Origin of the sequence: Nitrosomonas sp. GH22 (assembly GCF_009833115.1) — a bacterium.
Lineage (GTDB): Bacteria > Pseudomonadota > Gammaproteobacteria > Burkholderiales > Nitrosomonadaceae > Nitrosomonas > Nitrosomonas eutropha.
The window spans coordinates 35,507-58,560 of sequence record NZ_QRCA01000026.1; the positions used below are offsets into that span (position 1 = coordinate 35,507).

Consider the following 23,054-nt stretch of genomic DNA (forward strand, 5'->3'; position numbering starts at 1 on the left):
GCAATAGAATTTTATTCCGCTTTTTCTTTCTGCTCCTCGGCTGATGCGACGTAGGTAATCAGCTTCTCCGGTTGCGAGTTCTCATGACAAACCATTTTTCCTTCAACTACAGCACCTTGGTGAATTTTTATAGTTTTGTAGTAAATATCCCCGGTGATTTTTGCACCAGGCTGTAGTTCAAGACTCTCATCGGAGTGAATCGGTCCTTTGACGATTCCATTAATCACCAGATACGGCACCTTGATTTTTCCTTCAATCACCCCTTGTTCACTCAACACAAGCAAGGAATGCTGCTTATTGCCCGCCGCCATGATGCTACCGCTGATACGGCCATCAACCCGCAATCCGCCAGCAAACTGGATATCACCGGTAATCACGGTATTTTCCCCGATTAACGTATCGATATCACTGACTACCCTACGTTTTTTTCCGAACATTCCCCGATTCCTTTTGAGATAACTGAATCGTTTTTGTCAGCACTGCTTCATTTAAACCATTCTCATAGATAAAAACCTGCAAATTTTTCACTACCGTATCAGCTGGTATTTGGAAGCTTTTCTCCAGTCTGTGGTAGAAGCGAAAGTTTATTGGAAATTCTTTGGATGCATTCTCGTCTACAAGAGAAATGAATTTTTCTTCACCATTCTGAAGCAACCCAACCACAAACTCCAGTTTACCGTTGAATTCTTTTGAACGCTGACTACCTTGGGCAAGTAATAGTGTATACAGGTATTCACCAGGAAGCTGACCTTGTTCAAGCGTAAAACGATGAATAACCAGTTCGACGCCAGGTAAATCCTCATTACCGGAAACCATCTGCTGAAATAAGCTCAGGTCCTCTCTCAGGCGCTCATTTTCCTCATCCAGAGACTTAACCTGCTTTACCAGATCAGCGCGGGTCGCGTTGCTGATCTGCAGCTGCCTGACAAGCTCTGCAAGCTGTGAGCAAAGAGCAGAGTCATATTTCTCTAGACAACTGTTCGATTCCAGTATCTGTTCAAGAACTGGATCGGCTACAACGTTACTGGCTGGTTGAGCCGCTCCCTGCCCAACCATGTACATTCCATAAGCAAGCAAGGCTACCAGTAATATCCCAATAGCCGCTATCAGCAAACGTCGATACCAGGGAACATGAGGACGTATAACCACCCTGGGTGCATTAATATTTTTTTTGTTATGCAGCAATTCGTTCCCTTATTCTTCAGAAATTCCCGGGGTATTACTATGCATATATTATCTGCAATATGACGTTCTTTCAGTCACTTCACTCTTTAATCACAAACTGCTAGGGTAGCAACGGAATATGCTGAATGCCCATCTTCTCTGGCAGCCCATACATAATATTCATATTTTGAACAGCCTGTCCGGCAGCCCCTTTAACCAAGTTGTCAGTAACCGAGAGTATTACTGCAGTATCGCCATTCCGGGGACGATGAACTGCAATCCGGCAGAAATTTGAACCACGTACAGAACGTGTTTCCGGATGGCTGCCTGCTGGAAGAACATCAACAAAGGGTTCATTAGCATAACGGCTTTCATATAAAGCTTGTAAATCAACATTTTGGGTCAGTCTTGCATACAATGTGGCATGAATGCCCCGAATCATTGGGGTTAGATGAGGCACGAAAGTCAGGTCAATCGGCTTACCTGATCTTTCGGATAAGCCTTGTCTGATTTCAGGTAAATGACGGTGACCCGCTACGGCATAAGACTTGAAATTGTCTGATGCTTCTGCATATAGTGTGTGTATTTCGGCCTTGCGCCCTGCTCCGGAAACACCTGATTTGGTATCGGCTATCAGATGATTTTCATCAACGGCCCCTGCTTCGATCAGCGGGATAAAACCCAGCTGCACCGCTGTTGGATAGCAACCGGGATTAGCAATCAATCTTGCATTCCTGATTTTTTCACGGTTAACTTCGGGTAAACCATAGACTGCTTCAGCCACCAATTCAGGAGCTGTGTGCGACATGCCATACCATTCCTCCCATTCCGCAACGTCTTTAATCCTGAAATCAGCAGACAGATCAATAACTTTTATTCCAGATCCAAGTAATGCACTTGCCTGTTGCATAGCAATACCATTTGGCGTTGCGAAAAAGACGACATCACATTTTCCAAAGTCTACCTTGAGCGGATCACTGAATTTAAGCGTAATCTGTCCGCGCAAACTGGAAAAAAGATCGTCAACTCCTATTCCAGCCTCTTGACGAGAGGTAATAACTTTAAGCTTGGCTTTCGGGTGCTGTGCGAGAATACGTAATAACTCGACACCCGTATAACCTGTCCCACCTACAATACCAACATTAATCATCTCTAGGAAACAACAGCTAAAAAATTAATTTTTTATCAAAAAGCAGTCGGTATCTTGTGTTGTGAACCTAATACGAAAAAGCCGCCCAACAAAGAGGGCGGCTTTTTCGTATTGTCCAGAAAACAACAACAATCACCGTTTAGAAAACTGTTTGCGACGTCTTGCTTTACGAAAACCAACTTTCTTCCGCTCTACTTCACGTGCATCTCTTGTTACAAAACCTGCTTTACTTAGAACCGACTTTAGCGTTTCATCATAATCGATCAACGCACGGGTAATGCCATGCCTGACTGCACCAGCCTGCCCGGATTCTCCACCCCCGTGTATGTTGACCATAATATCCAGATTAGTACTGTTCCCAGTCAGCTCCAATGGCTGACGGATAATCATACGCCCTGTTTCACGAGAAAAATACTCATCGGCAGGTTTGTGATTTACCGTGATAACACCTGTACCTGATTTAATAAAAACCCGTGCAACTGCACTTTTTCTACGGCCGGTTCCGTAGTTATATTGAATAGCCATAATTTATAAGATTAAGCGTTAATTTCCAGTGACTGCGGTTGCTGAGCCGCGTGAGGATGTATATCCCCGGCATAAATTTTCAATTTCTTTATCATGGCATACCCAAGTGGACCCTTGGGTAACATACCTTTCACAGCTTTTTCAAGTGGCCTGGCAGGAAAACGCGCATGCATCTTTTTAAAGGTGGTCTCATAGAGCCCCCCGGGATAGCCACTGTGACGATAATATATTTTATCTTCCGCCTTATTACCAGTGACTCTCAATTTATCCACGTTGATAACCACAATATAATCACCAGTATCTACGTGCGGTGTATAAATAGGCTTATGTTTGCCACGCAAGCGATGAGCAATAGCTGCCGCCAATCTACCCAGAACTTTATCGGTTGCGTCAACCACAAACCACTCGTGCTTTACTTCATGTGGCTTGGCAGAAAAGGTTTTCACTGAATATCCTTTGTTTTTGTAGTACAAGATAACCGCGAATTATGAGTTAGCGCATTAAGAATGTCAAATTTGCATCCAGGCAAGCTGGATTCAAGAAATACATGCTGCAAAGTCAGAGTATAATGAAGCTTTTGCTGACCCTCATGAAACAGTTTATCCTCTTCCTGTTCTTATTGATGCCCGTTTTTCCGGCATGGTCACAACAGCCGGAACTGTCAATTGCTGCCAAATCCTTTACTCTGACCGATTTTCACAGCGGCCAGACACTCGCCAGCTCCAACCCGCATGAACGACTGGATCCTGCTTCGCTCACCAAGCTGATGACAGCCTACGTTGTCTTCTCCGCGCTGAAGCAGGAACGTATCAAGCTGGACCAGGTCGTGCCCGTATCCAAAAAAGCCTGGCGCATGGCAGGATCACGTATGTTTATCGAGCCAAACAAACCAGTAACTGTTGATGAGTTAATTCATGGGGTAATTGTACAATCAGGGAACGATGCCTGCGTTGCCCTAGCAGAGCTGATCGCCGGTTCAGAGGATCTGCTTGTGCACATGATGAATGAAGAAGCAAAACGCCTGGGCATGCACAACACGCATTTCACCAACTCAACTGGTCTGACTCATCCTGATCACTACAGCACAGCTAATGATCTGGCATTATTGGCAGGCGCCATTATTAGGGATTTTCCAGAATACTACCCGCTCTACTCCTTACGCGAATATACCTACAACGGCATTACCCAGCAAAACCGTAACCGCCTTCTATGGACGGATCCTAATGTTGACGGCATGAAAACAGGGTGGACGGAAGCTGCCGGATACTGCCTGGTTACCTCAGCAAAACGTGATCATCGGCGCCTTATCTCTGTAGTGATGGGTACCGCTTCACCTAATGCACGCAGCATTGAAAGCCAACGCCTACTAAATTATGGGTTCCAGTTTTTCGATACGGCACACCCTTACAAAAAGAACCAGCCGGTCGCAAATGTTCAAATCTGGAAAGGCACACAAAATAAAATAAAAGTCGGCTTTAATCAGGATATCTATTTTTCACTCCCTAAAGGTAAGGTCGAAGGGGTAAAGGCTCGAATGGAATATCGCCAGCCACTTATTGCACCCATTGATCAAGGCCAGGAAATAGGAAAGGTAAAATTTGTCCTGGATGGATTGGAAGTGGCCACTTACCCCCTGGTTGCTCTGGAAGCTGTTGATACAGCCAATTTCTTCGGGCGCGCATGGGATAATCTGAAAATGCTGTTCAACTAATCTCGCGGACAATAAAAGCATGATTTATCTCAACGGAAAATTTCTACCAATAGAACAAGCTACGGTTCCGGTACTGGATAGAGGTTTCATTTTTGGAGATGGGGTCTATGAGCTTATACCAGTCTATTCGCGCAAACCGTTCCGGCTGAACGAACATCTTTCCCGCCTGCAGTACAGCCTTGATGGGATACGCCTCCAGAATCCACATACTGAAAAACAATGGATTGATCTGGTTACACGCATAATTGAGCTGAACGAATACGATGACCAGTATCTTTACTTGCATATTACTCGTGGCGTAGCGAAACGTGATCACGCATTCCCTCACGGAATAACACCAACCGTCTTTATGATGAGCAGCCCTCTACTGACACCGCCCGAAGGATTGCTCGCATCCGGAGCATCGGCTGTCACTGCACAAGACAATCGCTGGGGTCGCTGCGATATCAAGACCATTTCTCTCTTGCCTAATATATTATTACGCCAGCTTTCGGTGGATGAGCATGCCATGGAAACCATCCTGCTGCGCAATGGATTGCTGACCGAGGGAGCAGCCAGCAATATTTTTATTGTGAAAGGCAACCAGCTGCTGACCCCCCCCAAAGATCATCGTATATTGCCTGGTACCACCTACGATGTGGTACTGGAACTGGCCGTAACTCATGACATTCCTCACGCAATAAGAGATGTCTCAGAGACTGAATTACGTACCGCTCAGGAAGTTATGCTCACCTCTTCCACTAAAGAGATCCTTCCCATTACCCGACTCGATGGGCAGTCGGTTGGCAATGGTGTGCCCGGCCCCATATTTCAGCAACTCAATCGGCACTATCAAGCATATAAACAGACAGTAATGCGCGGATACACCTCGCCCCAGTAATACAATCTCATGACAGAAGAATCGCTTATTGAATATCCTTGTGATTTCCCAATAAAAATTATGGGGAAGGCACAGCAGGGATTCACTCAATCCATGCTGGCCATTGTCAAAACACATGCTCCTGACTTTGACGATACAACTCTCGAAGTTCGTACCAGTAAATGCGGAACTTACCTGAGCCTTACCTGCACAATCCGCGCAACTTCGCGCACACAGCTGGATTCTCTCTATCAGACACTGCATAACCACCCAATGGTAACGATGCTTCTGTAGGCTGATCAGTGTTCGATATCATCATACTCACCACGAGTAATAAGCCCATTCTGTAGAAAAACACATGTCCCACCCTGAACAACGGGCATGCAAACTAAAAAACTGAATCACGCTCCAAAAACAGGCTATATGTTTACCGTTACAGTAAAAAACATGGGGATTACGGAATACCTCACAGCCTGGCAGGCCATGAAAGATTTTACGCAGCAGCGTACTCGTGAAACTCCTGATGAGATCTGGCTATTGGAACACCCTCCAGTTTACACTCAGGGAATTGCCGGGAAACCTGAGCACCTGCTTTTTCCTAGCAACATCCCCGTCATCAAAACCGACCGAGGGGGGCAAATAACCTATCACGGCCCCGGGCAAATAATCATGTATCTATTGCTGGACTTACATCGCTGGCAGCTTGGTATCAGACAACTGGTCAGAAAAATGGAAGGGGCCGTGATAAACTTGATGGATGAATACGATATCGTTGCAAACGGCAGCCAAGATGCGCCCGGAGTGTATGTCAACGGCGCCAAAATTGCCTCGTTGGGACTGAAAATAAGACGCGGCGCGTGCTACCACGGTATCGCCTTTAATGCAGACATGGATCTTGCTCCCTTTGTTGCAATCAATCCTTGCGGTTATCCCGGCTTGCGTGTCACACAGGCAAAAGAGCTCGGCATATCGGATAACAAAGAAGTACTTGCTGGCAAACTGGCACAGAATTTTATTGCTCAACTAACCCATAGGATAATCACCCCCCATGGTCGCTGATACCCACCAAAGAGGCACCGCCAAAACGGCACGCAACCCAATTAAAATTGATCTAGAACAATCCGGCCAGCTATTGCGCAAACCCTCCTGGATTCGCGTGCGTTCGCCTAACAGTCAGAGATACCAGGAAGTAAAACGCCTGCTGCGCGAGAATAAATTACATACCGTCTGCGAGGAAGCCTCCTGCCCGAATATTGGGGAATGTTTCGGGCGCGGTACGGCAACCTTCATGATACTCGGTGACTTATGCACCAGGCGTTGCCCGTTCTGTGATGTAGCGCATGGGCGGCCCCATGCCCCCGATCCGGATGAACCTATGCATCTGGCCAAATCTATCGCAGTGCTGAAACTCAATTATGTTGTCATCACAAGCGTGGATCGCGATGATCTTAGAGACGGAGGGGCACAACACTTTGCAGATTGCATCCGCGCAATTCGCGCTCAATCTCCACAAACACGGATTGAAATCCTGGTCCCGGATTTTCGTGGCCGACTGGAAATCGCACTGGAGAAACTATCTGCCTGTCCACCTGATGTGATGAACCATAACCTGGAAACTGTGCCGCGCTTATATAAGCAGTGCCGGCCGGGCGCAGACTACGTACATTCATTGCAATTGCTCAAGGATTTTAAAGCAGCTTCCCCTCATATTCCGACCAAATCCGGTCTGATGCTGGGGCTGGGGGAAACCGATGAAGAAATTATCGGGGTTATGCAGGATTTACGCGCACATCAAGTTAATATGCTAACCATTGGCCAATATTTACAACCCAGCATTGGTCACCACCCGGTCATGCGCTATGTTTCACCCGAAGATTTTAAAACCTTCGAACGCATTGCCACCAATCTTGGATTCAGCCACGCTGCTTGCGGTCCAATGGTACGCTCCAGCTATCATGCTGATCAACAAGCGCACGAAGCCGGGATTGAATAAAGCAGAGATATACTGAAGAAGACATGCTATATAGTGCCACCCTGGACAGCCTCGGTACTGCATGCTTCATCCAGCTCGGATGCGGCATCATCATGATTCATACCAACCGGGCTGTCAGGAAGTAACTCCTCATCAAATGCCTTGTCCCCTTCTTCCGTCGCAATACCATGTGGTTTGATTCCGACAAAATCATAGCGACTGGTATCCGCCAAGTGTGAAAGCTGAATATTTTGTAAAGCTGTAAACATCGTTTCAAGCCGACCGGGGTATTTCTTGTTCCATTGCTGCATCATTTCCTTAATTACCTGCCGCTGCAGGTTCGGCTGCGAACCACATAAATTGCAAGGAATAATAGGAAACTGGACAAGCTGGGCATAAGCAGCCAGATCTTTTTCCTTGCAATATGCCAGCGGTCGAATTACCACATGACACCCGTCATCACTTACCAGTTTGGGAGGCATTGCTTTCAGTTTGCCCCCATAAAACATATTCAGGAAAAAAGTCTCCAGAATATCGTCGCGATGGTGTCCCAGGGCAATCTTGGTTGCCCCCAGCTCGGTTGCCACCCGGTAAAGCACTCCTCTACGCAAACGGGAACACAGGCTACAGGTCGTTTTCCCCTCAGGAATCACTCGTTTTACAACACTATAGGTATCCTGTTCAACAATACGAAAGGGCATATTTATTTCTGACAAATAACCAGGCAATACATGCTCAGGAAAACCCGGCTGCTTCTGGTCCAGATTAACTGCAATCAGTTCGAAATCCAGTGGCGCATGTGCTTGCAAATTGCGCAAAATATCCAGCAGCGCATAGCTATCCTTTCCACCGGACAAACACACCATAATCCGGTCACCGCTCTCAATCATATTAAAATCGGCAATAGCCGTGCCAACAAGCCGCCTCAGTCTTTTACGCAACTTATTAGTGCTGTATTCGGATTTTCTGGAAAATGTATCCGTAATCATATGAATTTATAGAAAAATAAAATAAGAAAGCTATCAAAAAAATCAGCCAGGTAACTATTTCACACAAAGTTAAGGAAAGAACATTTGTATAAATTAACACTTGAACAATACAATAATTAGTTGTTTCTGCTGTCTATCACGGATATATGAGAAAGTCGGTTATAGTTATATCTTCAAGGTTTCATATTTGTTGAATAACAATACCACTCAAGCAAAAAATTATAACAATGTAACGACTGCCAGCCAGGGATCAGGGAGAACGTTATACACGCTATCAATGTCCAACCGCGCAAGAAACAATTCCATTTTTCTAAATGCCCAGGATACGCGCTTATCATTAATTGTTCAGTCCCAACCAATTCAAGCGAATACAAGGCAAAACCATATCGGAGAGCACATGAAAAAACAACTCAATAAATTCTTTACCCGTTCCCTGCTAACCATCGCACTATCAGGCGTTGCCAGCACGGCAGTGGCTGCAACCATGGAAGTGTATAAAAGCCCAACTTGTGGCTGTTGTACCAAATGGGTGGATATCATGCGCGACAACGGATTCACCGTTAACATCCATGATGTCGGTAACGATAATGCCAGAGCAGAAGCTGGCATCTCCACCGAACTGGGGTCGTGTCATACCGCCCTGGTTAATGGCTATGCCATAGAAGGGCATGTTCCGGTTGATGACATCAAACAATTACTGAAAGAACGCCCGAGAGCAGTCGGCCTGTCAGCCCCCGGAATGCCACATGGCTCCCCGGGTATGGAAACCGGACGTGTTGATGCCTATAACGTGCTGCTAATCAGAAAACCTGGAGACAAACGCAGCGCAGCAGAAATCTACAACCGATATGGTCCGGGCAAATCACAGACAGATAAAATACCTGAAAATAGTACAACCAAATCAATTCTAAGACTTAAATAACGTGATACCTGCAAGAGCCGTAGCGCTCATGTCATTGTTACTTATTGCTGCCTGCTCAGAGCAAACTGACACTCGCTCGGCAGGCAGCGCCTTAGATCGTATTTTGGGCAGGGATATATCTCCGGAACAGATCACACGCGATTTTGACCCCGATCAAGTTGCGCATGGCCAAACACTTTTCCAGAAAAACTGTGCGGTGTGTCACGGTCAGAATGCGGAAGGCACTCCGGATTGGCGCAAACCACTGGAAAATGGCAGATACCCACCACCACCACTGAATGGCACTGCACACGCCTGGCACCATTCCACCGAAGAACTGAAACGCTTTATACTAAACGGCGGCCCTCCGGGAGAAGGTCGTATGCCTGGTTGGGAAGGGATCCTTACAGATCAGGAAATTGATGACATCCTGATCTGGATAAAATCCCTGTGGCCGGATGAAGTCTATCAGGGCTGGTACACCAGAATCGAGAACAGGCCAAAATAGTAGACGTAATACTGCTCAGCTATTTCATACCCTAGAGCATTTTTAGTTTACTTATTTACATATCCACATGAAGCGAAGTAGTTGGCACACTCCTCGGGAGTGAACAGATCCAACACTTTGCCGATCTGCGCCCATAAGGCATCCATGGTTCGTTTGGCGGCTTTGCATAATAGGGCTTTGAGTTTGGAGAACATTTTCTCGATTGGATTCAGATCAGGTGATGAATACGGCGGTAAGTAGAGCAGCGTGGCACCTGCCGCTTCAATGGCTGCGCGAACGCCTTAAATCTTGTGACAAGACAGGTTGTCGGCCACCACAATTGCTGCTCGCGGGCCCACTCAGTTCGTGCCTGACGTACGTCTGTGCGCGATTGCTCGCTGGCGTGCAGGGTTTTTTTTAAAACTCAACCCCCATTTGTTCAGTTGATGCCATAGCGCCGGCACCTTGATCTGAATGCCTTCCGCAGCCAAACGTTCACTAAGCTCGACAAGCGTTAGATCCGGCGTGGCTTCTATCCATTGCCGAATCTGCGCTTCCTTGTGCGCAATGCGGGATCGCCGATAACCTCCCATCGGCAAGCTATGGCGCTGGCCTTCTTCTTTCCATCGCTTGCGTACCTGATACACCCACATGCGACTCACCTCAAAGCGCCGGGCAATTGCCGTTGGACCTTCGCCACGATCCAACGCACCCAGAATGCGATCTCGAAGATCTTGTGAATAGGCATGCATAACCTTCCCCATCAGTTGTGATAGAGAATAGTCTATTACATGCATATATTTAAATCAAAAATGCTCTAGCCAATGCCTCACATCTGCGCGAGCATTGGCCGTATTCAGTAATTTTTTTGCAGAGCACCTTGTTCCGTCAGCCATGCGTTGCCTTACCCGCCACGCTGCACTCGCGGTTAAAGTGTACCATTCGCAAAAATGCGGCAGGTGAAAATAAAAGCAGCCCGCAAAGTGATAATAATCTTCATGGCCACCGGCAGTGCCAATAACCAGTTGAGCAATTTTTTGCTCTGACAGGATATGATTGGAGCACGAACTCTTTGAATCCGATTTAAAAACCAGTCACGACGGAGCAGCATTATGATTTCTCACCCGGTCAATCCTGCTGTTATTCTTTCTGCCACACCTACCGATACGGTTTCACAGATCCGGCCGATTAGTGCCGTTAATCCGGTGCCGGATGCAACGCAATCCGATACGCCAGCCTTTACGCTGGGTCAGAAGTATATGGCGCAAATGGGGGAACGGCTGGCAAATGGTCATTCCATGGTCAATGTTGCGGGCAGATGGCTACAAATGCGTATGCCCGCTGCAGTCGATACCGGAGATCTTCTGGAACTGACACTGATCGAGCAATCTCCACGCTTAAAATTTCTGTTACACACTGATACACCAGCAGGTAGTAACAGTAACCCGGCAACGCTTAGCCCGGCCGGAAAACTCATCGCACAGTTGCTGAGTCAACCCAGCCTGCCTACCTCTAAAGCAGCAGGCAACCCCGCTCCTCTACTACCGACTCCCCCCGTTATCAGCGCAGATAAAGCACAACTGCCAGGCCAATTGCAGCAGGCACTGGCAATCAGTGGATTATTTTATGAAGCACATTTAGCTAGATGGCTAAATGGCAAGCGATCATTGCAGCAACTTCAGCAGGAACCACAAGGAAAATTGCTTGGCCCCACAATAGCCACCGCTTCAACGTCAACAGCGCTGGTTACGCCAGAGGCAGCTTCACTGGTGCAGCAACAGTTGCACACGCTGGAAACTGGAACCATCCAATGGCGAGGAGAAGTCTGGCCGGGGCAGGCCATGGAATGGGACATCACCGAGTACCCCGGTAATCATCAGGAAAAAGAGCAGGCTGACGGCGAAATAACCGGGAAATCCGGCCGTTGGCAGACTCGTATCCACTTGCACTTACCGAATCTGGGAAAAATTACCGCCACGCTTATGATTGATCCACAAGGCATGCGCATCCGGCTAGATGCTGATTCCGACAATATTACGCAGCAACTCAAAAAAGAACAGATGGCACTGGCCAACGCCATGCAAGTAACCGGGCTAACAATTCGCGCAATGGAGATCCAGCGGCATGAAGAATCCTGAATTGAATCAGCAAGAAAATCAAAGCGAGCCGATCGACTCACTCACCACAGCGGGACGGGCGATCACCCCCGGAGCGGTAGCACTCACTTACCACAGTGGCATGACAGCCCCCCAGGTAGTTGCCAAGGGACAAGGACTAATTGCAGAGGAAATTATCCGCCGAGCGCAGGAAGCCGGAGTATACGTGCATGAATCGGCAGAACTGGTAGCATTGCTGATGCAGGTTGACCTGGACGAACACATCCCCCCGGAGTTATACGTAGCCATAGCCGAGCTTCTGGCATGGCTCTATCGGCTGGAAAACGGCATGGTGACAACACCCGCCTGATGACACCGGCGGCACTGGTTTCAAATACCGGATTCAGTTTCAAGTTTTCTTGCCTGCTGCTCCAGTTTTGTAATGTAACGCTGTATCAATAGCCTTGATTTCTCGGGTAGATTGATAAATTCACAACCAATGCGCGGGCAAGTATTTCCGTTATTCAGAATAACCGTACCGACGTACGCGATCTGGATGGAGGCTTCAATTGAACTGAACAAGTTACCGTCTCCTGGTAAATCAATCCGGCAGTGTTCAAGCGTTGCGCCAGCTTTCAGAAGCGTATCGGTATCTGGCTGATCTATCAACGCCATGCCACCACAGCTGATATCCAGCAGGCTGTAGACAACTGGCGCTTCGTCTGCTGCCCGCAATAAAGGAATAGTACAAACTGCAGGATTGGTGATGGGCGTAGTGACCCGGTAAAAATTGCGCCGCTGCAAACGTTTCAGTGATTCCGGAATATCAGCACTGAATGCATGACGACCTTCAAACTGGACACGTTGCAGATTATCGCAATCAAATTCGATCCGGATCTGGTTATGGCTGGTAATACACCGCAGATATCCCCTTTTGAGCGCTATCTGATTGAGTGTTTCATTAATACCGTAATCCATTATCAACAGCTTCTGCTGCGGATCAATCGCCAGAATGGATGAGAGAATAGCGGAGTGACTGTCCCGCGCAAGGTACAGTGAAATCAGAGATTTTTCCTCCATGATCCCATTCAGAAAAAAACATATTTCCGGCCGGGAATTCACGCTGTAATCTGGCTCTTTTATATCGCTTGCTCTTGCTGGCGAGATCGCCTGCTCGGAAAATGTTTGGAGTATGGCCATAATCTGTCCCTTTGTTCTTTATCAGCCCAGGATCTTACACTTGCATATTCATTATTTCCTGATAAGCCGTTACCAGCCGGTTGCGTACCTGAATCATGGATTGAAAGGAAACATTGGCTTTCTGCAGGGAAATCATGACATCGTGCAGCTCGACATCCTGATTGCCGCGCACAAATTCCTGACTGAGTTGATTGGCAGTCTGCTGCACTGTATTAACCTGATCAACCGCAGACTTAAGTAATTGGCCAAAATCCGCCTGGGAAGCTGCAGGCGCGACCGCGGCGGGCTTATTGCCGCCCGCTGCCAGATCCGAGGTTGCCTTGAGCTGCGCCAGCATCTGATCCATCCCTGATGCAATATTCATATTTGTTCTCCGCTTTTGTAAAATTGATCAGCATTCGGCAAGCCGGTATTGCTGCAGCTTGTAACGCAATGTCCGCTCGGAAATACCGAGTTTTTGTACAGCCAGTTTGCGTGAACCGTTCACAGCCGCCAGTGTTTGCAGAATATGATCTCGCTCAAGTGATTTGATGTCACACAGAGAGGATTCAGCTACTCCTTGCACATTCTCCTGGGAAGACTTGTTCATCGGCGACTCCGGTAAGTTCAGATGCGCAGGCTCAATTGGCCCTGTCGCTAGAATCATGGCACGTTGCATCACATTCTCCAGCTCACGAACATTTCCCGGCCAGGTGTACCGTTCCAGAGACAGCATGGCTGATTTTGTCAACGTACAGCCAGGTTGGGTGGATTTATCCAGAATATACTGCGCCAATGGCACAATATCCTGCACGCGTTCACGCAACGGAGGAATCTCTAGTGGAAAAACATTCAGCCGGTAGTACAAATCCTCACGAAATTGGCTTGCCCGCACATACGCCTGCATATCCCGGTTGGAAGTGGCAATCAGACGAATATCGAGCTTGACAGCTTTATTGCTGCCCACCCGCTCCACTTCACGCTCTTGCAATACACGCAATAGTTTTACCTGAAGGCTAAGTGGCATTTCCGAAATTTCATCCAGCAGCAAAGTGCCACCATTGGCCTGCTCAAACTTTCCTGCCTGCCCCTGAAATGCACCAGTAAACGCTCCTTTTTCATAACCGAACAGGGTTGCTTCCAGCAGATTTTCGGGAATGGCAGCACAATTGATTGCGACAAAAGGTTGAGATACACGCGACGAATGACGATGCACAAACCGGGCCAACACCTCCTTGCCACTGCCACTTTCCCCCATCAGCATTACGGTCGCATCAGTCGCAGCTACTTTCTTTGCCAATGACAACAATGTCAAGGTACGGGGATCTTCCGCCACAACTTCCGGTTCATCCTCATTGCTGATCGTCAGCAAGTAACGTTCGACATACGCCAACAAGTTGTGCGGATCAAACGGCTTAGGCAGATAATCCCTCGCTCCAGCACGCATTGCAGCTACGGCCTTGTCTACCTCACCATGAGCGGTCATCAGCACAACCGGAATCCACGGATGACTTCGCCTGATATTCTGCAACAGCGTATGGCCATCCATCGGACGCATTTGTACATCACTGATAACCAACCCTACTGGATGGCTGCGTAACAGATCAAGAGCCCGCTCACCTCCGCTGGCGGCAAGACTGGCGTAACCCTTCAATTTGAGGGTTGCACACAACGCTTCCAGCAAATCCGGATCATCTTCTACAATCAGTACAGGCAAATTTTGCATCTTTTATCTGTCCTCATTTTTAGTTGTTGCCATTTCACCTGCCGGGACAAATTTATTGGCTCGTGCCTTTGCCGCTCTTGGTAGGCAGATCGTAAACTGGGTTCCAATACCAGGCGTTGAATCAATCCGGATTTCACCCTGCATCGACTGAATCAGGTTATGCACGATAGCCAACCCCAGGCCGGTTCCTTCTGTCCGGGTAGTAAAAAACGGCTCAAACACCCGTTCGTGTAACACCGGATCAATTCCCGGGCCTTCGTCACTGATGATCAGCCTCGCTTCATTCATTGTTGTTTCACAAACCAGCGTGATCAGGCTGCCCGCAGGCGCAATCTGCACGGCGTTATCAAGCAGATTCATTACGGCATTACTCAGCGCATCCCGATTCACATTCAGGCTGGACCCCATGCTGTTATCCTCCACCACGAAGCGAAGCTGACGTTGCTGCATCTGAGGTACCATCACCTGCTGTAATTTACGTAACAGCACAGATAATTTCACTTTCCCCGCAGGCACAGACTCTCCTTTTACAAACTGGAGCATGTTACGGATCAGATGCTCAAGATGATGGAGCCGCTCTATCGTTTTAGCGGCAAAGCTGCTTCGTTCCTGAGCATCAAGTGTTTCAGCGCTCAAGTGTCCGGCATATAGCAATGCGGTTGATAAAGGTGTGCGCAACTGATGCGCCAGGCCGGCAGCCACCTCGCCCATTGCTGCCAGCCGCTGGTTACGGCGATTTTGTTCGCGTAGCGCATGGGCTTCTGTGATGTCATGCAGCAGCAAAATACTTTCTCTGGTGGTTTCCGAGAGGCTGTTTTCGATAAAGATCCTGCATAAATCAGGTGCGGCAGTAGCAGTTTTTACTGCCAACCATTCCCCGGCCAGACCAGTTGGCTGCAGACGTTCCTGCTCGATCCGCTGCCACGTTATCCCCAGTAATGGTTCTCCCAGAAAACGAATCGCCGCCGGATTTACCCGGCTGATACGGTCCTGATGATCCAGCACAACAACACCACCAGGCAGTGCTGTCAACAACTGACCCAGCTGTTGCGAAAGTGCTTCCTTGGCAACCAGCTCACGTTGCAATTCTCCATTGGCCAGCGCCAGCTCTTCAGTCAACCGGGAAACCTGCTGCTGTAATTCGCGATAGATTCCGGAAAGCTGGCTGGAGGCCTGGCTGAATACAGTAAACGCCTGCCTGAGCTGTTCATGGTTGGCTAGTGATGTAGCAGTAACTTCTGTTTTCATGGAAAAACAAACCCAATTTCGACGTTGCTCAGCTTAGCACCACCCCCTACCCGGATTACGGTTGGAATAGCACAAACAAATGTTCTCTGTTCCGGAATTCAGGCTTGGTGAATATCCTGATAATTCCGGTATTCGTTTAACCACGTTCGATATTCATATGCCAAACCAGAATCAGCTCAAATATTCGTTAAGCTGTGTCAATCCCGATCAACCGGGCAGGAGGTGATTTCATGGCAACTATTCAAGAAGAAATCCAGAGAGAGAAAAAGGCATTTAGTCAGCTGGATAAAATCAAACAACTGCCGGCCCAAAAGAAGCTGGGATTGATGGTGGCAGCAGCTGCCGTGATCGCACTATTCGCAGGAACATGGCTGTGGAGTCAGACACCGGATTACCGCGTGCTTTATGCAAACTTATCGGAACAGGAAGGCGGTGCAATCATCGATGCCCTGCAAAAGATGAACGTTCCATACCAATTCAGCGAGAGTGGTGGCTCGATTCTGGTTCCGGTCAATCAGGTGCATGAAGTCCGTCTGCATCTGGCAGGACAGGGATTACCCAAGGGCAATCTATCTGGTTTCGAGATATTGGAAAACCAGAAATTTGGCTCCAGTCAGTTTCTGGAACAAGTCAATTACCAGCGCGCACTGGAAGGCGAGCTAGCCCGCTCGATCCAGTCCTTGTCAGCCGTGCAGGGAGCACGGGTGCACCTGGCCATTGCCAGGCCAAGCGTGTTTACCCGGGAACGCCAACAACCAAGTGTTTCTGTACTGCTGAACCTGCACCATGGACGCATGCTGAGCCCCGAACAGGTCAGTGCCATCGTCCATCTGGTTTCCAGCAGCATTCCCGATCTGACGGTCAAAAATGTCACAGTTGTTGATCAGCAGGGCAATTTGTTAAGCGGCCAGAAAGAAAATCAGATGGAAACCGGGCTTGACCCCGGCCAGCTTAAATATGTACAGGATATGGAACAGAATTTCGTCCGACGCATTGAAGCTATTCTGACGCCTGTCACCGGCCAGGATAATGTACATGCACAGGTGACTGCGGATATCGATTTTTCCCGCATTGAGCGTTCCGAAGAAACTTACCGACCCAACAACAACCCAGAAGAATCTGCAGCCGTTCGTAGCCAGCAGAAATCCGAATCGGTTTCTATTTCACAACCCGATGGCGGCGTGCCTGGTGCGCTGTCAAATCGCCCTCCTGCCCCGGCCCAGGCACCGGTAGAAACCAAAGAAGGTCAGGAGGAAACTGCTCAGACAACGCCTACCGATACCCGGAAGGAATCCACCACTAACTACGAAGTGGATAAAACCATTTCACATATCCGCCAGTCAACCGGGCAGATCAACCGACTTTCAGCAGCCGTGGTAGTCAATTACCGCACAAGGATGAATGAAGAAGGCAACCCGATCAACGAACCGCTTTCTGGCGAAGAAATTGAAAAGATTACGGCGTTGGTCAAGCAGGCCATCGGTTTCAGCGAGGCTCGCGGCGACACATTGACCGTCACCAACAGTCAATTCAGGTTGAAAGAGGAAATTCTGGAAGAACTGCCGCTCTGGAAAGATCCGGATACTGTTCTGCTCGCCAAAGATATTGGCAAACAGTTGCTAATTGCCGCCATTGTGCTGTTCTTCCTGCAAAAAATCTTCCGGCCATTTCTGAAAAATCTGTTGCCTCCTCCACCGCCTGCTCCTGTTCCGGCATTAACTGCCAAGGATTCAGAACAGGATGAAGCTGCGATCAATACGATCAAGGTAATGACTCTGGAACAAAATCTGGAAAAGGCCAGATTACTGGCTGCCAATGAACCGGCCATTGTGGCCAACGTCGTCAAGGGATGGGTATCCGGCAATGAACGATGAAGGAATATTAAAAAGTGCAATCCTGTTGATGTCGCTGGGAGAAGAAGAAGCTTCCCGGGTTTTTCGCTATCTTGGCCCCAAGGAAGTACAGAAACTGAGTGAGGCCATGGCCGCTCTCAACGACATCAAGCGGGAAAAAATAGAACTGGTACTGGAAGAGTTCTGCCAGCAAGCTGATGACAGAACCTCGCTGGGACAGGACGGACTCGACTATCTGCGTAACGTGCTGATCAGGGCTCTGGGGGAGGAGAAAGCAGCCAATCTGCTGGATCGTATCAACCAGGGAGATGACACCAGCGGCATAGAAAGTCTGAAGTGGATGGATGCTATTGCCGCTGCAGAGCTGATCAAGAATGAACATCCACAAATTATCGCCACGATTCTAGTCCACCTGGAGCGCGATCAATCCAGCACAATTCTCGCACAGTTTGCCGAACGGCTGCGTAACGATGTCCTGCTGCGCATTGCCACGCTAGACAGTGTGCAGCCGATTGCATTGCGTGAATTAAATGGCGTGCTAAGTAAACTGCTGTCAGGGACTGATAGCATCAAAAAGCCGCGTATGGGCGGTGTCCGTACCACGGCAGAGATCCTGAACTTTATGCCCACTGCCCTGGAAAACAGTGTTATTGAAAATTTCACCCAGTATGACGAAGAAATCGCGCAACGCATCATGGATGAGATGTTTGTCTTCGATGATCTGTTAAAGGTTGACGACCAGGGTATACAGCTGCTGCTGCGGGAAATTCAGTCGGATTCGCTCATCACGGCACTCAAAGGCGCAAAAGAGGAACTGCGCAGCAAGATTTTCAGGAACATGTCGCAACGTGCCGCTGAAGTGCTGCGTGAAGACCTTGAAAGTAAAGGGCCGGTTCGTGTCTCCGAAGTGGAAGCTGAACAGAAGAAAATTCTCAAGATTTTACGCCAGCTTGCCGATGATGGTCGTGTCGCGCTGGGTGGAAGAGGAGAAGATGGTTTCCTTTAGATGCCTGTATTTATTGTGAATAACAGAAAATTGTGCGTCGTTACGAATCCTCTCCCTTTTATCCTGTCAAGCCTTGAAAAGGCTGAAATCATCTGGCATCACGACTAAAAGGCGCTGCTATCTATCTAGCCACACAGGGTAAGCAGCAGATTTTTCAGATACCGCATATATGAAAAAGGAAATGCAAAGATATGGAAGCAGCCTACGTCATCCCCAAGAAAGATCTTTCCTCCTGGCAAAAGTGGGAATTCGGTTCGCTTGACCCACTTAAATCCAGACAGAAAACGGAATTTTCACAAAAAATACCTCAGGCCACAAAACCAGTTAACCAACCTGAAAAGCAGATGATATCTGATCAGGAAGTAACCGGACAGGACACTATTGTTTTACCAACTGCCGAGCAGATCGAACAGATTTATCAGCAAGCTCATGAGGAAGGAAAAACAGCGGGTTATCAGGAAGGCATGAAACAAGCAAAGCAAACAGCCGCAGCGGAAGCACAACGCTTTCAAGCACTGATAAATACGTTTGCACGGGAGGTGAAAGACATTGACCAGGCCATGGCGCAGGATTTGCTGGCATTAGCCGTTGATCTGGCCAGAAAAATCACCGGCCAGGCTTTGCAGATCAAACCGGAACTGATCCTTCCGATTGTTGAAGATGCAATTCGTCAGCTAACTTCTGTTTCACAGCCAATCCAGCTAACCTTGCATCCTGATGATGCTGCCCGCATCCGCACGCATCTGGAAGATCATCCGGCACACCCCAAATGGCATATCCAGGAAGATGCACAAATTGAACCTGGTGGTTGCCGGGTTGAATCAGGTGGTTGTGAAGTGGACGCCACACTGTCTACTCGCTGGCAACGCACCCTGGCCGCTCTCAGCCAGGATCCAGACTGGCTGACATAACACTATCTGGCGGGCACCATCATGGACACCATCGGGCCAACACATACCTCGCTCTGGCGCGGCTTCATTCAGAATTGCCAACAACTGATTGAGCCTGTCAACCCTCTGCTCATCAGCGGTACACTGACCCGTGTAGCCGGATTGGTGATGGAGGCAGTCGGCCTCAAACTGGCAGTGGGGACCAGTTGTATTGTTTTTCTGCCAAATGGCACCAGTGTTACAGCGGAGGTAGTCGGCTTTTCCGGAGAACGGCTTTTCCTGATGCCATCCGGCGATATCTACGGACTGACTCCCGGCGCAAAAGTAGTTCCCGTTGAATATACCGGTACACCTCCCCGCATCGGGGCGATACAGCATCCGCGACGACGTGCAGCTGACCGGGCAAAGCACATCAGTGTCGGCCCGGAACTGCTGGGGCGTGTCCTGAACGGAGTCGGTGAACCACTTGATCGGCTCGGTCCGCTCCAGTGCGGGCACAACGTTCCACTTTATGGCCGTCCATTCAATCCACTGGAACGGGCACCCATCGAAAAAATACTGGATGTTGGCGTGCGTGCGATTAACACCCTGTTGAGCGTGGGTCGTGGCCAGCGCATGGGATTGTTTGCCGGTAGTGGTGTGGGTAAAAGTGTCTTGCTCGGCATGATGGCGCGTTATACCAGCGCGGATGTTATCGTGGTAGCACTGATCGGGGAACGGGGCCGGGAAGTGCAGGAATTCATCGAAACCATTCTGGGAGAGGAAGGCCTGGCACGCTCAGTGGTCGTGGCTGCCCCGGCTGATACCTCACCACTAATGCGGTTGCATGGCGCTGCCTACGCGACAGCGATAGCTGAATATTTCCGCGATGAAGGCAAGCATGTGCTGCTGATCATGGATTCACTCACCCGCTTTGCCATGGCACAACGCGAGATTTCACTTGCCATTGGCGAACCGCCTGCCACTAAGGGTTATCCTCCCTCGGTATTTGCTCGCTTGCCCCAACTGGTAGAACGCGCTGGCAATGGCCGACGGGGCAGTGGATCAATTACTGCCTTTTATACCGTGCTGGCCGAAAATGATGATCCAAACGATCCCATCGCTGATAATGCACGCGCCATTCTCGATGGTCACATTGTTCTTTCACGACACTTGGCCGACGCCGGTCATTACCCGGCGATAGATATAGAGTCCTCGATCAGCCGGGTGATGGCCAGCTTGGTAACACGCGAGCAGCTTGGTCAGGCGCAGCGTTTCAAGGCGCTGTACTCTCGCTACCAGCGCAGCCATGATCTGATCAGCGTTGGCGCATATATCAGTGGCACTGATCCTCAACTGGATCAGGCTATCGCGCTTTATCCGGCACTCGAATCTTTCCTGCAGCAAGGCATGTTCGAGCAGGAAAACTATGCCAAAAGCATGGACAAACTAACTACCCTGAATCTGTAACCGGATAAGATGAATCATGGCCACTTCTCATTCACTCAAACTGTTACTGGAACATGCCCGTAAGCAGACGGATGATGCCGCCATTAATCTGGGAAAGTTAAATTTCAAGCAACAGGAGGCTGAAAAAACCCTGCGGCTGCTGATCGAATACCGGGAAAACTACCAGGTGCAATTCACGGAATCTGCCGGTAATGGCGTGACACCCACCGAGTGGCGTAATTTCAAGGCATTTATCTGCAAGCTTGATACCGCCATTCAGGCACAGCAAAACCTTGTTGCGGTGACACAACAGCATACGGAAGCAGGCAGCATGCAATACCACCATCAGCGAAAAAAACTGAAATCATATGACACCTTATCGCAACGTGCCGAGCTTCATTATCAACTGCGCCTGCAAAAGCAGGAGCAACATCAGCTGGATGAACACACTTCACACACACTCAGCAAACGGCCAAAGAACGTGGAATAGTGGCATCAAAATTGCTTGATATTTGTTATACAAGCACAAATTTCTCCGAGGATAGCTATGCCGAATTTACCCGCCATTCCTGACATGGGTCTGCGCGTCACAACAAGTGATCTCATGACGACCATTTTGCCGGGTGCTTCCATCCCTTCTGCTCCCGGTCAACCGGTTGAACAGGCATTTGGCAACATCCTGACCAGCGTGATGGAGAATAAGCCGACCGCTGAAGAAGACGATACTGAAAATCTGGAGCTTGCATTACCGACTGATGCACTTATGCCAGGCATGATGTCTATCCCGGTTAGCCAATGGATCAATCTACCTCAGCCCACACCGGATATTCAAACGGCAGAACTATTATCTAGGCCACCGACAAGCACAGCCTCGAATGCCGGGCAGTACTCAGCCAGCTTACTATTGACAACTGACCCTATTGAGCTGACAGATGTAACCAAGGGCATCAGCAATCTGGCATCTACTTCTACAAATGGCTTTAATCAAGTAATTGATGCGGCAGATTTTGCCGATAGTGACAGAATCCAGCCGGCCTCAATGACGTATATGATTTCAAATACTGGGCAACTGGTTACAAGTGAGCCTGATATATTGACGAGAGGCAATCCGTCATCCGCCGAACCAGAAAACAGGATTTCCAATGGTCAGCACCTAGCCAGCTCGCTACAGACGATCAACCAGGTTAATACCACAACCCCTTCCATCGAACTGTCGGACGGAAACAGGAGCATCAGCAATACGGCTCCTATTTCCACCCCTAATTTTGATCAGGCAATTGATGCGGCAAACTTCGTCGACAGTAGTAAAGCCTTGTCAACTTCAATGATGCCTGTAGCAATGCATACCAGCATCACTGATACTGCTACTGCTGATGCCATGAATAATGCCCCGGCTATCGCCGCAGAATTTGGACATCCGGATTGGCCTGAAGAATTCGGCCGGAAAATCACCTGGCTGGCAACGCAGCGAATGCAGGCAGCAGAATTGAAATTACACCCGGCGCACCTCGGTCCGATAGAAATCTCACTGCAATTATCCGACGATCACCAGCTTACGGCACAATTTGTTTCGCATCATACTGCCGTACGTGAAGCCATCGAAGCCAATTTACCCAGATTGCGCGAAATCATGGCAGAAAACGGTATTACGCTGGCAGATACCTCAGTTAGCGCGGATACCCCGCAGCAACAGGCAGAAAGTGAACGGGACAACTCCTCTCGTTCCTCCGGGAATAACCGCTTCCCGAACAACTCCATCGGAACACATACACCGGTTTCATTGATCACCAGGCACTCAGGAATCATTGACACGTTCGCTTAGCAGAGCACTGAAAGCCACCTATGTTGTCTCGCTGCATTAAAAACAGGC

At 48.8% G+C, this 23,054-nt stretch carries 26 protein-coding genes and 1 pseudogene; 15 read left to right on the forward strand and 12 right to left on the reverse strand.

Annotated elements, in window-relative coordinates; translation table 11 throughout:
* Positions 1-11: 11 nt before the first annotated feature.
* The 5 genes from ABF86_RS08560 to rplM form a co-directional block, all read right to left on the reverse strand.
* Entirely contained in the window at positions 12-437 is a 426-nt protein-coding gene (locus tag ABF86_RS08560) for a polymer-forming cytoskeletal protein (protein WP_074684853.1), read from the reverse strand.
* Positions 418-1,185, reverse strand: coding sequence for a DUF6776 family protein (locus ABF86_RS08565; protein WP_074684854.1), 768 nt, complete (start codon positions 1,183-1,185; stop codon positions 418-420). The genes ABF86_RS08560 and ABF86_RS08565 overlap by 20 nt, the downstream gene beginning before the upstream one ends.
* A 100-nt stretch (positions 1,186-1,285) precedes the next feature.
* Positions 1,286-2,314, reverse strand: a complete 1,029-nt coding sequence (argC, locus tag ABF86_RS08570; protein WP_074684855.1) for an N-acetyl-gamma-glutamyl-phosphate reductase — start codon at positions 2,312-2,314, stop codon at positions 1,286-1,288.
* A 132-nt stretch (positions 2,315-2,446) separates the two neighbouring features.
* On the reverse strand, positions 2,447-2,839 hold the full coding sequence (gene rpsI, locus ABF86_RS08575; protein ID WP_074455558.1) for a 30S ribosomal protein S9: 393 nt from the start codon (positions 2,837-2,839) through the stop codon (positions 2,447-2,449).
* An 11-nt stretch (positions 2,840-2,850) separates the two neighbouring features.
* Positions 2,851-3,285 (reverse strand): 50S ribosomal protein L13, encoded by a 435-nt coding sequence (gene rplM, locus ABF86_RS08580; RefSeq protein ID WP_011633857.1) that lies wholly within the window; start codon positions 3,283-3,285, stop codon positions 2,851-2,853.
* A gap of 143 nt (positions 3,286-3,428) precedes the next feature.
* Here rplM and ABF86_RS08585 point away from each other — a divergent pair, with 143 nt between their 5' ends.
* The 5 genes from ABF86_RS08585 (at position 3,429) to lipA (ending at position 7,402) form a co-directional block, all read left to right on the forward strand.
* Entirely contained in the window at positions 3,429-4,550 is a 1,122-nt protein-coding gene (locus tag ABF86_RS08585; protein ID WP_041353704.1) for a D-alanyl-D-alanine carboxypeptidase family protein, read from the forward strand.
* A gap of 19 nt (positions 4,551-4,569) precedes the next feature.
* Positions 4,570-5,430, forward strand: coding sequence for a D-amino acid aminotransferase (locus ABF86_RS08590; RefSeq protein WP_011633855.1), 861 nt, complete (start codon positions 4,570-4,572; stop codon positions 5,428-5,430).
* A gap of 9 nt (positions 5,431-5,439) precedes the next feature.
* A complete protein-coding gene (locus ABF86_RS08595) occupies positions 5,440-5,703 on the forward strand; it encodes a DUF493 domain-containing protein (RefSeq protein ID WP_011633854.1) in 264 nt (87 codons plus the stop codon).
* A gap of 87 nt (positions 5,704-5,790) precedes the next feature.
* On the forward strand, positions 5,791-6,468 hold the full coding sequence (gene lipB, locus ABF86_RS08600; RefSeq protein ID WP_011633853.1) for a lipoyl(octanoyl) transferase LipB: 678 nt from the start codon (positions 5,791-5,793) through the stop codon (positions 6,466-6,468).
* Positions 6,458-7,402, forward strand: coding sequence for a lipoyl synthase (gene lipA / locus ABF86_RS08605; protein WP_011633852.1), 945 nt, complete (start codon positions 6,458-6,460; stop codon positions 7,400-7,402). The genes lipB and lipA overlap by 11 nt, the downstream gene beginning before the upstream one ends.
* Positions 7,403-7,428: 26 nt before the next feature.
* Here the strand turns inward: lipA and ttcA are convergent, their stop codons facing one another.
* The gene (gene ttcA, locus ABF86_RS08610; RefSeq protein ID WP_011633851.1) at positions 7,429-8,370 is read right to left on the reverse strand and encodes a tRNA 2-thiocytidine(32) synthetase TtcA; all 942 of its coding nucleotides are present in this window, start codon (positions 8,368-8,370) and stop codon (positions 7,429-7,431) included.
* 397 nt (positions 8,371-8,767) lie between these two features.
* Between ttcA and ABF86_RS08615 the strand changes: the two genes are divergently transcribed.
* Together ABF86_RS08615 and ABF86_RS08620 are read left to right on the forward strand one after the other, a co-directional pair.
* Positions 8,768-9,292 (forward strand): DUF411 domain-containing protein, encoded by a 525-nt coding sequence (locus ABF86_RS08615; RefSeq protein ID WP_074455571.1) that lies wholly within the window; start codon positions 8,768-8,770, stop codon positions 9,290-9,292.
* Positions 9,293-9,320: 28 nt separating this feature from the next.
* Positions 9,321-9,779 carry a cytochrome c gene (locus tag ABF86_RS08620; protein ID WP_011633849.1) on the forward strand — a complete coding sequence of 153 codons (459 nt, stop codon included), beginning with the start codon at positions 9,321-9,323 and terminating at the stop codon, positions 9,777-9,779.
* Positions 9,780-9,826: 47 nt separating this feature from the next.
* Here the strand turns inward: ABF86_RS08620 and ABF86_RS08625 are convergent.
* Both ABF86_RS08625 and ABF86_RS08630 read right to left on the reverse strand, forming a co-directional pair.
* Positions 9,827-10,099: pseudogene (locus ABF86_RS08625) on the reverse strand (transposase); the annotation flags it as partial.
* An 18-nt stretch (positions 10,100-10,117) separates the two neighbouring features.
* On the reverse strand, positions 10,118-10,555 hold the full coding sequence (locus tag ABF86_RS08630; RefSeq protein ID WP_011634797.1) for a helix-turn-helix domain-containing protein: 438 nt from the start codon (positions 10,553-10,555) through the stop codon (positions 10,118-10,120).
* Positions 10,556-10,870: 315 nt separating this feature from the next.
* Between ABF86_RS08630 and ABF86_RS08635 the strand changes: the two genes are divergently transcribed.
* Entirely contained in the window at positions 10,871-11,896 is a 1,026-nt protein-coding gene (locus ABF86_RS08635; RefSeq protein WP_074456227.1) for a flagellar hook-length control protein FliK, read from the forward strand.
* On the forward strand, positions 11,883-12,224 hold the full coding sequence (locus ABF86_RS08640) for an EscU/YscU/HrcU family type III secretion system export apparatus switch protein (RefSeq protein ID WP_074456228.1): 342 nt from the start codon (positions 11,883-11,885) through the stop codon (positions 12,222-12,224). Before ABF86_RS08635 ends, ABF86_RS08640 begins: the two co-directional genes overlap by 14 nt.
* Positions 12,225-12,244: 20 nt before the next feature.
* Here the strand turns inward: ABF86_RS08640 and ABF86_RS08645 are convergent, their stop codons facing one another.
* The 4 genes from ABF86_RS08645 to ABF86_RS08660 are packed head-to-tail and all read right to left on the reverse strand — an operon-like array spanning position 12,245 to position 16,007.
* Positions 12,245-13,054: a flagellar brake protein gene (locus ABF86_RS08645; RefSeq protein WP_074456229.1), complete on the reverse strand. Its 810-nt coding sequence runs from the start codon at positions 13,052-13,054 to the stop codon at positions 12,245-12,247.
* Between the two features lie 34 nt (positions 13,055-13,088).
* Positions 13,089-13,418: a flagellar hook-basal body complex protein FliE gene (gene fliE, locus ABF86_RS08650; protein ID WP_074684856.1), complete on the reverse strand. Its 330-nt coding sequence runs from the start codon at positions 13,416-13,418 to the stop codon at positions 13,089-13,091.
* A gap of 27 nt (positions 13,419-13,445) precedes the next feature.
* Positions 13,446-14,759: a sigma-54 dependent transcriptional regulator gene (locus tag ABF86_RS08655; RefSeq protein ID WP_074456231.1), complete on the reverse strand. Its 1,314-nt coding sequence runs from the start codon at positions 14,757-14,759 to the stop codon at positions 13,446-13,448.
* 3 nt (positions 14,760-14,762) lie between these two features.
* Entirely contained in the window at positions 14,763-16,007 is a 1,245-nt protein-coding gene (locus ABF86_RS08660) for an ATP-binding protein (RefSeq protein ID WP_074684857.1), read from the reverse strand.
* Between the two features lie 230 nt (positions 16,008-16,237).
* Between ABF86_RS08660 and fliF the strand changes: the two genes are divergently transcribed.
* The 6 genes from fliF to ABF86_RS08690 all read left to right on the forward strand — a co-directional run bounded on the left by fliF (position 16,238) and on the right by ABF86_RS08690 (position 23,006).
* Positions 16,238-17,881 (forward strand): flagellar basal-body MS-ring/collar protein FliF, encoded by a 1,644-nt coding sequence (gene fliF / locus ABF86_RS08665; RefSeq protein WP_074684858.1) that lies wholly within the window; start codon positions 16,238-16,240, stop codon positions 17,879-17,881.
* Entirely contained in the window at positions 17,871-18,866 is a 996-nt protein-coding gene (gene fliG / locus ABF86_RS08670) for a flagellar motor switch protein FliG (protein ID WP_011633839.1), read from the forward strand. Before fliF ends, fliG begins: the two co-directional genes overlap by 11 nt.
* Before the next feature lie 191 nt (positions 18,867-19,057).
* Complete coding sequence (locus ABF86_RS08675; RefSeq protein ID WP_074684859.1) at positions 19,058-19,777, forward strand: flagellar assembly protein FliH; 720 nt, start codon at positions 19,058-19,060, stop codon at positions 19,775-19,777.
* Between the two features lie 21 nt (positions 19,778-19,798).
* Entirely contained in the window at positions 19,799-21,205 is a 1,407-nt protein-coding gene (gene fliI / locus ABF86_RS08680) for a flagellar protein export ATPase FliI (protein ID WP_011633837.1), read from the forward strand.
* Between the two features lie 16 nt (positions 21,206-21,221).
* Positions 21,222-21,674 carry a flagellar export protein FliJ gene (gene fliJ, locus ABF86_RS08685; RefSeq protein ID WP_074684860.1) on the forward strand — a complete coding sequence of 151 codons (453 nt, stop codon included), beginning with the start codon at positions 21,222-21,224 and terminating at the stop codon, positions 21,672-21,674.
* Positions 21,675-21,731: 57 nt separating this feature from the next.
* Complete coding sequence (locus tag ABF86_RS08690) at positions 21,732-23,006, forward strand: flagellar hook-length control protein FliK (RefSeq protein WP_011633835.1); 1,275 nt, start codon at positions 21,732-21,734, stop codon at positions 23,004-23,006.
* The last annotated feature ends 48 nt before the right edge of the window (positions 23,007-23,054 follow it).